Annotated in this window: 18 protein-coding genes; all 18 read right to left on the reverse strand. The window is 69.2% G+C overall.

Going from position 1 to position 10,338, the window contains the following annotated elements; translation table 11 throughout:
• The coding region (infA, locus tag ACOJTC_RS25265) for a translation initiation factor IF-1 (RefSeq protein ID WP_420118757.1) at positions 1 to 191 on the reverse strand (191 nt) is incomplete at its 3' end.
• Positions 192 to 460: 269 nt separating this feature from the next.
• Complete coding sequence (locus tag ACOJTC_RS25270; RefSeq protein ID WP_420118758.1) at positions 461 to 1,060, reverse strand: DUF1707 SHOCT-like domain-containing protein; 600 nt, start codon at positions 1,058 to 1,060, stop codon at positions 461 to 463.
• A gap of 851 nt (positions 1,061 to 1,911) precedes the next feature.
• Positions 1,912 to 2,763 (reverse strand): type I methionyl aminopeptidase, encoded by an 852-nt coding sequence (gene map / locus ACOJTC_RS25275; protein WP_420118759.1) that lies wholly within the window; start codon positions 2,761 to 2,763, stop codon positions 1,912 to 1,914.
• A gap of 95 nt (positions 2,764 to 2,858) precedes the next feature.
• On the reverse strand, positions 2,859 to 3,512 hold the full coding sequence (locus ACOJTC_RS25280) for an adenylate kinase (protein WP_088646992.1): 654 nt from the start codon (positions 3,510 to 3,512) through the stop codon (positions 2,859 to 2,861).
• Positions 3,513 to 4,841 (reverse strand): preprotein translocase subunit SecY, encoded by a 1,329-nt coding sequence (gene secY, locus ACOJTC_RS25285; RefSeq protein ID WP_088646993.1) that lies wholly within the window; start codon positions 4,839 to 4,841, stop codon positions 3,513 to 3,515.
• Between the two features lie 234 nt (positions 4,842 to 5,075).
• Positions 5,076 to 5,519 (reverse strand): 50S ribosomal protein L15, encoded by a 444-nt coding sequence (gene rplO, locus ACOJTC_RS25290; protein WP_088646994.1) that lies wholly within the window; start codon positions 5,517 to 5,519, stop codon positions 5,076 to 5,078.
• The gene (gene rpmD / locus ACOJTC_RS25295) at positions 5,519 to 5,701 is read right to left on the reverse strand and encodes a 50S ribosomal protein L30 (RefSeq protein WP_088646995.1); all 183 of its coding nucleotides are present in this window, start codon (positions 5,699 to 5,701) and stop codon (positions 5,519 to 5,521) included. The genes rplO and rpmD overlap by 1 nt, the downstream gene beginning before the upstream one ends.
• A complete protein-coding gene (gene rpsE / locus ACOJTC_RS25300) occupies positions 5,701 to 6,315 on the reverse strand; it encodes a 30S ribosomal protein S5 (RefSeq protein ID WP_088646996.1) in 615 nt (204 codons plus the stop codon). The genes rpmD and rpsE overlap by 1 nt, the downstream gene beginning before the upstream one ends.
• Before the next feature lie 33 nt (positions 6,316 to 6,348).
• Positions 6,349 to 6,738 (reverse strand): 50S ribosomal protein L18, encoded by a 390-nt coding sequence (rplR, locus tag ACOJTC_RS25305; RefSeq protein ID WP_030489594.1) that lies wholly within the window; start codon positions 6,736 to 6,738, stop codon positions 6,349 to 6,351.
• Complete coding sequence (gene rplF, locus ACOJTC_RS25310; protein WP_204924859.1) at positions 6,735 to 7,277, reverse strand: 50S ribosomal protein L6; 543 nt, start codon at positions 7,275 to 7,277, stop codon at positions 6,735 to 6,737. Before rplF ends, rplR begins: the two co-directional genes overlap by 4 nt.
• Before the next feature lie 16 nt (positions 7,278 to 7,293).
• Complete coding sequence (rpsH, locus tag ACOJTC_RS25315) at positions 7,294 to 7,701, reverse strand: 30S ribosomal protein S8 (protein ID WP_091426388.1); 408 nt, start codon at positions 7,699 to 7,701, stop codon at positions 7,294 to 7,296.
• Between the two features lie 96 nt (positions 7,702 to 7,797).
• Complete coding sequence (locus ACOJTC_RS25320; protein ID WP_007073023.1) at positions 7,798 to 7,983, reverse strand: type Z 30S ribosomal protein S14; 186 nt, start codon at positions 7,981 to 7,983, stop codon at positions 7,798 to 7,800.
• Between the two features lies 1 nt (position 7,984).
• Positions 7,985 to 8,554 carry a 50S ribosomal protein L5 gene (gene rplE / locus ACOJTC_RS25325; protein ID WP_067301437.1) on the reverse strand — a complete coding sequence of 190 codons (570 nt, stop codon included), beginning with the start codon at positions 8,552 to 8,554 and terminating at the stop codon, positions 7,985 to 7,987.
• Positions 8,554 to 8,874: a 50S ribosomal protein L24 gene (gene rplX, locus ACOJTC_RS25330; protein ID WP_194821781.1), complete on the reverse strand. Its 321-nt coding sequence runs from the start codon at positions 8,872 to 8,874 to the stop codon at positions 8,554 to 8,556. Before rplX ends, rplE begins: the two co-directional genes overlap by 1 nt.
• Positions 8,871 to 9,239, reverse strand: a complete 369-nt coding sequence (gene rplN / locus ACOJTC_RS25335; protein ID WP_007465279.1) for a 50S ribosomal protein L14 — start codon at positions 9,237 to 9,239, stop codon at positions 8,871 to 8,873. Before rplN ends, rplX begins: the two co-directional genes overlap by 4 nt.
• A 100-nt stretch (positions 9,240 to 9,339) precedes the next feature.
• Complete coding sequence (gene rpsQ / locus ACOJTC_RS25340; protein ID WP_088646999.1) at positions 9,340 to 9,621, reverse strand: 30S ribosomal protein S17; 282 nt, start codon at positions 9,619 to 9,621, stop codon at positions 9,340 to 9,342.
• On the reverse strand, positions 9,618 to 9,854 hold the full coding sequence (gene rpmC, locus ACOJTC_RS25345) for a 50S ribosomal protein L29 (protein ID WP_420118760.1): 237 nt from the start codon (positions 9,852 to 9,854) through the stop codon (positions 9,618 to 9,620). Before rpmC ends, rpsQ begins: the two co-directional genes overlap by 4 nt.
• The gene (gene rplP / locus ACOJTC_RS25350; RefSeq protein WP_420118761.1) at positions 9,854 to 10,279 is read right to left on the reverse strand and encodes a 50S ribosomal protein L16; all 426 of its coding nucleotides are present in this window, start codon (positions 10,277 to 10,279) and stop codon (positions 9,854 to 9,856) included. The genes rpmC and rplP overlap by 1 nt, the downstream gene beginning before the upstream one ends.
• Positions 10,280 to 10,338 lie beyond the last annotated feature (59 nt).

Here is a 10,338-nt window from a genome sequence, read left to right on the forward strand (position 1 = left end):
GTCAGGTCGTACGGCGAGAGTTCGACGACGACCCGGTCCTCCGGCAGGATGCGGATGTAGTGCTGCCGCATCTTGCCGCTGATGTGAGCCAGCACCTTGTGGCCGTTCGCGAGTTCCACCCGGAACATGGCGTTCGGCAGAGGCTCGATGACCCGACCCTCGATCTCGATGGCTCCGTCTTTTTTCGGCATGTACTCCGCTGTCCTGACGTCGGTTGTTCCGGACGACCCACAACGTCTTACACGGGCCGCCCGACGGTCATCGGGGACCCGCGCCAGCCGCGGCTCCGGGCTCCCACCGAAGCGCGTGGTGGGCATGCCGGAGTGGACGCTGTGCGCCGATCTGAAAGTGTACGCCCGCCCACTGGTGGTCGCCAAACCGGCCACCGGTGGTGTCGCCCATCCGGACGAAACCGGGCGTCCTCCCCCGCAACGCCCGGCTGTCGGCGGTCGTTCCGGCGCTACTTGCGGCGCTTGCGCCGCCGCGTGTCGCGCACCGCCCGCCGGCGGTCCCGCCGGGCGGGAGCGCCGCCGGCAAACCCGCCCGTGGTACGCAGGAGCAGCAGAACCCCCCACGGGCCCAGCGCCCATACCGGCCAGTAGAACAGCAGTTCCCGGCTGCCGACCGAGGAGATCGCCCAGATCACGGTGAGCAGGGCCGCCACCCGCAGCCAGGGCACCCACACCTCGACCGGCCACCGGCCGGAGCCGGCACCCACGGGCACCGGCTCGCCCACCACGGTGCCCCCGGTCACCGGCGGCTCCGGCGTCACCTCCCGGTCGGGCACCGACGCCCCGGAACCGGACACCGGCGGGGCCTGCGGGTCGAGCGGGGCCAGCGCGGAGCGCTGCGCGGACGCCGGTGCCGGCAGATCAGCCAGGACGGTGTCGAGTTCGGCGTACGTCTTCGCCCCGTACGTCTGTTGCAGGCGCTCGTCGTACTCGTGCAGGTCCAGCCGGCCCTCTTCCAGGGCGACCCGGAGTCGTTCCGCCGTCGCCTCCCGGTCGGCGTCCGCCGCCCGCATCCGTTCCCGCCCCGGCGTGCCGGCTCGCCCCTCCATGCCGGCAAGCATGACACCACGGGTCCACCGCCGCCGAACCCGCAACCGCCCACCGGGCCACAGGGCAACTACCGGACCGGGGCACCGCCACCGTCACCGTCACCGCTGGCCGGCGCTGACCTGGCCAGCGCTGGCCCGGCCGGCACTCCCGCACGGCGCTGGTCCGCACGGCGCTGACCCGGCCGGCACTGGCCCGCACGGCGCTGGCCCGGCCGGCGCAACGGCACCGACACCGCCCCGACCAGCCCGGTCCGCGGCTACCGGGCGGTTCCTCTCGGTAACCGACCCCGAGGGGTCGTCGGGCCGCTTCGGCGCTCTCCGCGAAGGGCCGCCCGTGTCTCCGCTCACCGGTGACAGCCCCTCCCCACCGCATCCGTCCTCGGGTCCTTTCGACCTGATGACATCAGCGATTCAGGTTCCTCTTCCGTGCCCCGGGTGAGCTTCACGGCCTGCGATCCACCGACGCTCCCCTCCGCCCACGACGGGGATCACGTCCGCTCCCCGGCCGGCGGTTGAGTCGTCAACGACATCAGCTCGAAAGGACCCGGGGTGCTCTACCGGCACCGGCCCGCCGGAGAACCGGACACGGCGGCGTGAACCACCGAGAACAGCACGCCCGGACACCGCGAGACCGCACCGCCCGGCCATGCCCCAACCGGACACCGCCCGCCCGGGGAACCACACCTCCCGGGGAACCAACCAGCTCGGGACGTGCCTCGACCGGGCCGGCGGCGACGAGAGACACCGGCGAGGCGGACATCGGCCGGGCAGGGGGCCGGAGCCGTAGCTCGGGGGGGCCTCGTGCGGGTGTGGCCGTGGGGCGGAGGCCGTAGGTCGGAAACCGTGACGGGTCAGGTGGCCGGGGAGTCGGCCGGCTGCCGGGCGGTCACCAGGTCGCCGAGCCGCGCCCGCCCGCCGTCGAACGCGGTCAGCACCCAGACCCCGTCCTCCAGCAGCGCCATCGAGTGCTCGACGTGCACCGCCATCGACCGGTCCCGGGTGACCACCGTCCACCCGTCGGACAACTCGACGGTACGCGGGGAACCCATCGTGATCATCGGCTCGATCGCCAGCGCCATGCCCGGCACCAGGCGTGGCCCCTTGCCGGGCCGGCCGTGGTTGAGCACGTGTGGATCCTGGTGCATCTCGGTGCCGATGCCGTGGCCGCCGTAGCCGTCGACGATGCCGTACCGGCCACCCCGGCGCACGGCTGTCTCGACGGCGTGCGAGATGTCGGTGAGCCGGCCACGGCCGTTCGCGGCACCCCGCGCGGCGGCGGCGATCCCGGCCCACATGGCGTCCTCGGCGACCGCGGCCATCTTCAACAGCGCCGGGTCGACCTCGCCCACCCCGACGGTGACCGCCGCGTCGCCGTGCCAGCCGTCCAGCACCGCGCCGCAGTCGATCGAGATCAGGTCGCCCTCCCTGAGCACCTGGTCGGCGGCGGGGATCGCGTGCACCACCTGCTCGTTGACCGACGAGCAGATCGAGGCGGGGAAGCCGTGGTAGCCCTTGAACGACGGGATCGCGCCCGCCTCGCGGATGGTCGCCTCGGCGATGGCGTCGAGGTCTGCCGTACTCACCCCGGGGGCGACCGCCGCGCTCATCCGGCGCAGGGCCTCGGCGACCACCAGGCCGGCGGCCCGCATCGTCTGGATCTGGTCAGGGGTCTTCAGCTGGATGTCCAGCTGGGCACGGCGCATGGAGCGGTCACCTTTCGTTGCCTTGCACAGCGAAACAGCGGGGCACGTCGCGTACCCCGCTGTTCGCACTCTATCCGCCGGGCCCCGGCGGGAGGTCAGCCGCCGTACGAGCGCAGCGCGTCGATCGCGCGGACGGTGACGTCCTCCACCGGGCCGGTGGCGTCGATCCCGACCAGCTTGTTCTGCGCGCCGTAGTAGTCGACCAGCGGAGCGGTCTTGTCGGCGTACTCCCGCAGGCGGGCCGCGATGGTCTCCGGCTTGTCGTCGTCGCGCTGGAACAGCTCGGCGCCGCACCGGTCGCAGACACCCTCCCGGCTGGGGGCGTCGAACTCGACGTGCCAGATCTTGCCGCAGCCCCGGCAGGTGCGCCGGCCGGAGAGCCGCCGGATCACCTCGTCGTCGTCGACGACCAGCTCCAGCACCAGATCCAGGGCGGTGCCCAGGTCGGCGAGGAGCTTGTCCAGCGCGGCGGCCTGCGGGGTGGTACGCGGGAACCCGTCGAGCAGGAAGCCCTCGGAGGCGTCCGGCTCGGCGAGCCGGTCCCGGACCATGTTGATGGTCACCTCGTCCGGGACCAGCTTGCCCGCGTCCATGTACCGCTTCGCCTCGACTCCCAGGGGCGTCCCCTGGGAGACGTTGGCCCGGAAGATGTCACCGGTCGAGATCTTCGGCACCGAGAGGTGTGCGGCGATGAACTCCGCCTGTGTGCCCTTGCCCGCGCCCGGCGGGCCAACCAGAACGAGTCGCATCTACCGCAGGAACCCTTCGTAGTTCCGCTGCATGAGTTGGCTCTCGATCTGCTTCACGGTCTCCAGACCGACGCCGACCATGATGAGCACAGCGGTGCCGCCGAACGGGAAGTTCTGGAACTGCTGGCTGTTCAGCCAGATGAAGAAGAAGTTCGGCAGGACCGCCACGATACCCAGGTAGAGCGCGCCCGGCAGGGTGATCCGGCTGAGGATGAAGTCGAGGTAGTCGGCGGTCGGCTTGCCGGGGCGGATGCCCGGCACGAAGCCGCCGTACTTCTTCATGTTGTCCGCGACCTCGGTCGGGTTGAACGTGATCGACACGTAGAAGTACGTGAAGAAGATGATCAACAGGAAGTAGATCACGATGTGCAGCGGCGCGTCGGCCTGCACGATGTTGTTCTGGATCCAGGCCTGGGTCTTGCCCGGGTCGTTCTGGTCGAAGAACTGGAGCGCGAGCTGCGGCAGGTAGAGCAGCGACGAGGCGAAGATGACCGGGATGACACCGGCCTGGTTCACCTTCAGCGGGATGTAGGTGGAGGTGCCGCCGTACATCCGCCGGCCGATCATTCGCTTGGCGTATTGCACCGGGATGCGGCGCTGCGCCTGCTCGATGAAGCAGACCGCGGTGATGACCACCAGGACCAGGGCGAGCACCAGGGCGAACTTGCCCCAGCCCTCGTTGGTCTTGATCTTCCAGCCCTCGCTGGGGAGCCGGGCCGCGATCGAGGTGAAGATGAGGACGGACATGCCGTTGCCGACGCCCCGGTCGGTGATCAGCTCGCCGAGCCACATCACCATGCCGGTGCCGGCGGTCATCGTCATGACCAGGATGCTCAGGGTCAGCCAGTCCGGGATACCGGTGCCCTCGGGCACGATCGGGAACTGGTCGCAGCGGTTCTGGAACAGCTGGCCGGAACGGGCCAGCGCCACGAACGCCGACGACTGGAGGATGCCCAGGCCGAGGGTCAGGTAGCGGGTGTACTGGGTGATCTTCGCCTGGCCGGCCTGGCCCTCCTTGCGGAGCTGCTCCAGCCGGGGGATGACCACCGTCAGCAGCTGCAGGATGATCGACGCGGTGATGTAGGGCATGATGCCCAGCGCGAAGACCGAGAGCTGCAACAGCGCGCCGCCGGAGAACAGGTCGAGCAGGTTGAGCACGCCCGTGTTCTGGCCCTGCAGACTGTCGAGACACTTCTGCACGTTGCCGTACGAGACGCCGGGGCTGGGCAGAGTGGCGCCGAGCCGGTAGACCGCGATGATGCCTACTGTGAACAGCAGCTTCTTGCGCAGGTCAGGCGTACGGAACGCACTGAGAAAGGCGGACAGCAACTTCTTCCTCCTGCGCGCGGGCCGCCCGGTGGTGGTCCCTGGCGGGTGGGGTGGGTGCCGGGCAAGTGCCCGATATCCATGGCTGGGAAGGGACTCTAACAGCCCGATCCCGCTCCGGGCAGGTGTGCCCGGCTACATAAACCGAATCCGATGTTACCCGGCGCACACGCTCCGGGTAGACCAGGGCGCCCGCCCAGTCACGAAGAACTGAGCGGGCGCCATGGTCTGCCTGACCTACAGCTCGGTGACCGAGCCGCCGGCAGCGGTGATCTTCTCCTTGGCCGACGCGCTGAACGCCTGCGCCGACACCTGGAGGGTCACGCCGCCGAGGTCGCCGGTGCCGAGGATCTTGACCGGGTGGCCCTTGCGGACCGCGCCGGCCTCGACCAGCTCCAGCGGGCCGACCTGGCCGCCGTTGGGGAACAGTTCGGCCAGCCGGTCCAGGTTGACCACCTGGAAGACGACCTTGAACTTGTTCTTGAAGCCCTTCATCTTCGGCAGGCGCATGTGGATGGGCATCTGCCCACCCTCGAACGCCGCCGAGATGTTCTTGCGGGCCTTGGAGCCCTTGGTGCCGCGACCGGCGGTCTTGCCCTTGGAGCCCTCACCGCGACCCACCCGGGTCTTCGCGGTCTTGGCGCCCGGGGCCGGACGCAGATGGTGAACCTTGATCGTCATTACTCGACCTCCTCGACCTTCACGAGGTGGCTGACCGTGAAGATCATGCCCCGAATCTCGGGACGGTCCTCCTTGACCACCACGTCATTGATCCGCTTCAGGCCGAGCGAACGCAGCGAGTGCCGCTGGTTCTGCTTCCTCCCGATCTCGGACCGGATCTGGGTGACCTTCAGGCGTGCCATCAGGACGCCACCCCCGCCCGCGACGCCAGCATGGCGGCCGGTGCCACGTCCTCGACCGGCAGGCCACGACGGGCCGCGACGGCCTCCGGGGACTCGAGCCCCTTCAGCGCCGCCACCGTGGCGTGCACGATGTTGATGGGGTTGGACGAGCCGAGGCTCTTGGAGAGCACGTCGTGGATGCCCGCGCACTCCAGTACGGCACGCACCGGGCCACCGGCGATGACGCCCGTACCGGCGGACGCCGGCTTGAGCAGCACCACACCGGCCGCGGCCTCACCCTGGATCGGGTGCGGGATCGACTGGCCGATCCGCGGCACCTTGAAGAAGTGCTTCTTGGCCTCCTCGACGCCCTTGGCGATCGCCGCGGGCACCTCCTTGGCCTTTCCGTAGCCCACGCCGACCGTGCCGTCGCCGTCGCCCACGATCACCAGGGCGGTGAAGCTGAAGCGACGACCACCCTTCACGACCTTGGCGACGCGGTTGATCGCGACGACCCGCTCGAGGTGCGGGGTCTTCTCGACGGGCGCGTTTCCGCGGCCGCCCTCACGGCGGTTGTCGCGGCGACCACCCTCGTTGCCACCGGACCCGCCGCCACGGCGCTGTTGACCTGGCATCAGCAGCCTTCCTTATCTCTCGTGACGGGGTTTCTAGAACTCGAGCCCGGCTTCGCGGGCGGCGTCGGCAAGCGCGGCGACCCGCCCCGCGTACCGGTTGCCACCACGGTCGAAGACGACCTTGGACACACCGGCGGCCTTGGCCCGCTCGGCGAGCAGGCTGCCGACCTTGCCGGCCAGGGCGCTCTTGTCGCCCTCCGCACCGCGCAGCGACGCGTCCAGGGTCGAGGCCGACGCCAGGGTGTGACCCTTGGTGTCGTCGACGATCTGGGCGACCATGTGCCGCAGCGAGCGGGTGACCACCAGGCGGGGACGCTCGGCGGTGCCGCTGACGTTCTTGCGGACCCGGAAGTGTCGACGCGCACGGCCGACGGCGCGCTTGGCGGCGACGCCGCGGCGGCGCTTGAGCAGCGTGGCGCTCACTTCTTACCTGCCTTTCCGGCCTTGCGGCGGATGACCTCGCCCTGGTACTTGACACCCTTGCCCTTGTAGGGCTCCGGCGGGCGGATCTTCCGGATGTTGGCGGCGACCTCACCGACCTGCTGCTTGTCGATGCCGGCCACGTGGAACAGCGTCGGCCGCTCCACCGTGAAGGTGATGCCGTCCGGCGCGGGGACCAGGACCGGGTGCGAGAACCCGAGCGCGAACTCCAGGTCCTTGCCCTTGGCGGTGACCCGGTAACCGGTGCCGGCGATCTCCAGGCTCTTGCGGTAGCCCTCGGTGACCCCGACGATCATGTTGGCGACCAGGGTACGGCTCAGGCCGTGCAGCTCCTTGGCCTTGCGCTCGTCGTTCGGCCGGTTGACGTGCAGCTGGCCGTCCTCGCCCCGCTCCGCGGAGATCGGCTCGGCGAGCGTGTGGGACAGCTCGCCCTTGGGGCCCTTGACCTTGACGGTCTGGCCCTCGATCGTGATGTCGACGCCGGAAGGCACCGGGATCGACTTACGTCCAATACGCGACATTTCTACCTGTCTCCCGTTACCAGACGAAGGCGAGGACTTCCCCGCCAACGCTCCGCTTGCGGGCCTGCCGGTCGGTGAGCAGCCCCTGGGACGTCGAAATGATCGCCACGCCCAGCCCGCCGAGCACCCGCGGGAGCCCGTCCGACTTGGCGTACACCCGGAGACCGGGCTTGGACACGCGCTTGATGCCGGCCAGGCTCCGCTCCCGGTTCTGGCCGTACTTCAGCTCGACGACCAGTCGCTTGCCGACGGCACCCTCTTCGGGCTCCTCGACCGCCCAGGTGGCGATGTAACCCTCGGCCTTGAGGACCTCGGCGATGTTCGCCTTGATCTTCGAGTAGGGCATCGTCACCCGGTCGTGGTACGCCTGGTTGGCGTTCCGCAGACGCGTGAGCATGTCTGCGATCGGGTCGGTCATCGTCATGAAATTCGTCAACCTTTCTCGCCGGGGTTCCCCGGGCACGGCCCGGGGCCTACGGCGAAGAGACAGTTCAGCTGACGCGCGGAGCGCGCCGGGCTATTACCAGGAAGCCTTGGACACGCCGGGCAGCTCACCGCGGTGGGCCATCTCCCGGATGCACACCCGGCAGAGGCCGAACTTGCGGTAGACCGCCTTCGGACGCCCGCACCGCTGGCAGCGGGTGTACGCGCGAACCGAGAACTTCGGCTTCGCGGCGGCCTTGAGGATCAGCGCCTTCTTGGCCATCTCAGTTCTCCTTGAACGGGAAGCCCAGGAGCTTGAGCAGCGCCCGGCCCTCGTCGTCGGTCGTGGCGGTCGTGACCACCGTGATGTCCATGCCCCGCTGGCGATCGATCCTGTCCTGGTCGATCTCGTGGAACACCGACTGCTCGGTCAGACCGAACGTGTAGTTGCCGTGCCCGTCGAGCTTGCGTCCGTCCAGACCGCGGAAGTCACGGATACGCGGCAGCGCGATCGACAGCAGCCGGTCCAGGAACTCCCACATCCGGTCGCCGCGCAGGGTCACCTTCGCGCCGATCGGCATGCCCTCACGCAGCTTGAACTGCGCGATCGACTTGGTGGCCCGACGCACCTGCGGCTTCTGGCCGGTGATCGTGGCCAGGTCGCGGACGGCGCCGTCGATCAGCTTGGCGTCGCGGGCAGCCTCGCCCACGCCCATGTTGACGACGATCTTGACCAGCCGCGGCACCTGCATGGGGTTGCCGTAGCTGTGCTGCTCCTGCAGCTTGGCCACGATCTCGTTGCGGTACCGCTCCTTGAGGCGCGGCAGGGTCTTGGTTTCGGTAGCCGTGGTCATCACAGGTCCTTACCGGTGCTACGCGCGATGCGGACCTTCTGGCCGTTGTCGTCGAACCGGTAGCCGACCCGGGTCGGGTTCCCGTCGGAGTCCAGGACCTGCACGTTCGAGACGTGGATCGGGGCCTCCTGGGTGACGATGCCACCGGTCTTGGCGCCGCGCTGGGTGGTGCTGACTCGGGTGTGCTTCTTGACCCGGTTCACGCCTTCGACGAGGACCTTGTCCTGCCGCGGGTAGGCCGCGATGACCTTGCCCTTGGCACCCTTGTCCTTGCCGGCGATGACGATGACCGTGTCGCCCTTCTTGACCTTCACGGTCACAACACCTCCGGCGCGAGGGAAATGATCTTCATGAACCGCTTGTCCCGCAGCTCGCGGCCCACCGGGCCGAAGATGCGGGTCCCGCGCGGGTCCCCGCCGTCCTTGATGATGACGGCGGCGTTCTCGTCGAAACGGATGTACGAGCCGTCCGGCCGCCGCCTCTCCTTGGCGGTGCGGACGACGACGGCCTTGACGACGTCGCCCTTCTTGACACCGGCACCCGGGATCGCGTCCTTGACGGTGGCCACGATGACGTCGCCGATGCTCGCGTAGCGCCGACCGGAGCCACCGAGAACCCGGATGCACAGGATCTCCCGGGCACCCGTGTTGTCGGCGACGCGCAGTCGCGACTCCTGCTGAATCACGTCTATCTCCTATGTCTGCCGGTTCTCCGGCCGCCCTCGCGGACGGCCGGAGCCTGGCGGAACCTGCGCCCGACCGAAACCGGCCGAGCTCGAGCCTTCGCTACTTGGCCTTCTCGAGGATCTCCACGATCCGCCAACGCTTGGTGGCGGACAGCGGCCGGGTCTCCATGATCAGGACCCGGTCACCGATGCCGGCAGCGTTCTGCTCGTCGTGGACCTTCAGCTTGCTGGTACGGCGCATGATCTTGCCGTACAGCGCGTGCTTGACCCGGTCCTCGACCTCGACCACGACGGTCTTGTCCATCTTGTCGCTGACCACCAGGCCCTCACGGACCTTACGGCGGGCCCGCACGGTGGTGGCGGTGTTCTCGGTCTCACTCATGATGCAGTCACCTCAGTCGGCGCGGCCGAGAGACCCAGCTCGCGCTCACGCATGATCGTGTAGATCCGGGCGATCTCCCGACGGATGACCTGCAGCCGCCGGTTGTTGTCCAGCTGCCCGGTTGCGGCCTGCACGCGGAGGTTGAACAGCTCCGCCTTGGCCTCCCGCAGCTTCGCGACCAGGTCCTCGTCGGAGAGGTCGCGCAGCTCGGCTGCCTTAACGCCCGCTGCCATCAGCCTTCCACCCCTTCGCGCGTCACGATGCGGCACTTCATCGGGAGCTTGTGGATCGCGCGACGCATCGCCTCTCGCGCGATCTGCTCGTTGGGGAAGGACATCTCGAAGAGAACCCGCCCCGGCTTGACGTTCGCGACCCACCACTCGGGCGAGCCCTTGCCGGAACCCATCCGGGTTTCGGCCGGCTTCTTGGTGAGGGCCTGGTCCGGGAAGACCGTGATCCACACCTTGCCGCCACGCTTGATGTGCCGGGTCATGGCGATACGTGCCGACTCGATCTGCCGGTTGGTCACGTACGCCGGCTCGAGAGCCTGGATTCCGAACTCGCCGAACACCACCCGGTTACCGCCCTTGGACGCGCCGTGGCGGTCCGGGTGGTGCGGCTTGCGGAAGCCCTTCGGGGGCTTGCGCGGCATCAGCATCTGTCAGCCCTCCTGCTGCGTTTCTGCCGGCTGGGTGGCGGCCGCGGCGACAGCGGAGC

Origin of the sequence: Micromonospora sp., from assembly GCF_048594385.1 — a bacterium.
In the GTDB taxonomy this organism is placed as follows: domain Bacteria; phylum Actinomycetota; class Actinomycetes; order Mycobacteriales; family Micromonosporaceae; genus Micromonospora; species Micromonospora wenchangensis.

Bases quoted from the DNA above. Each gene is read 5' to 3' on its own strand.
- ACOJTC_RS25270 (WP_420118758.1), bottom strand. From the start codon at position 1,060: ATGGAGGGGCGAGCCGGCACGCCGGGGCGGGAACGGATGCGGGCGGCG.
- map (WP_420118759.1), bottom strand. From the start codon at position 2,763: ATGCGCCGTGCCCAGCTGGACATCCAGCTGAAGACCCCTGACCAGATC.
- ACOJTC_RS25280 (WP_088646992.1), bottom strand. From the start codon at position 3,512: ATGCGACTCGTTCTGGTTGGCCCGCCGGGCGCGGGCAAGGGCACACAG.
- rplO (WP_088646994.1), bottom strand. From the start codon at position 5,519: ATGACGATCAAGGTTCACCATCTGCGTCCGGCCCCGGGCGCCAAGACC.
- rpmD (WP_088646995.1), bottom strand. From the start codon at position 5,701: ATGGCACGCCTGAAGGTCACCCAGATCCGGTCCGAGATCGGGAGGAAG.
- rpsE (WP_088646996.1), bottom strand. From the start codon at position 6,315: ATGCCAGGTCAACAGCGCCGTGGCGGCGGGTCCGGTGGCAACGAGGGT.
- rplF (WP_204924859.1), bottom strand. From the start codon at position 7,277: ATGTCGCGTATTGGACGTAAGTCGATCCCGGTGCCTTCCGGCGTCGAC.
- rpsH (WP_091426388.1), bottom strand. From the start codon at position 7,701: ATGACGATGACCGACCCGATCGCAGACATGCTCACGCGTCTGCGGAAC.
- ACOJTC_RS25320 (WP_007073023.1), bottom strand. From the start codon at position 7,983: ATGGCCAAGAAGGCGCTGATCCTCAAGGCCGCCGCGAAGCCGAAGTTC.
- rplE (WP_067301437.1), bottom strand. From the start codon at position 8,554: ATGACCACGGCTACCGAAACCAAGACCCTGCCGCGCCTCAAGGAGCGG.
- rpsQ (WP_088646999.1), bottom strand. From the start codon at position 9,621: ATGAGTGAGACCGAGAACACCGCCACCACCGTGCGGGCCCGCCGTAAG.
- rpmC (WP_420118760.1), bottom strand. From the start codon at position 9,854: ATGGCAGCGGGCGTTAAGGCAGCCGAGCTGCGCGACCTCTCCGACGAG.
- rplP (WP_420118761.1), bottom strand. From the start codon at position 10,279: ATGCTGATGCCGCGCAAGCCCCCGAAGGGCTTCCGCAAGCCGCACCAC.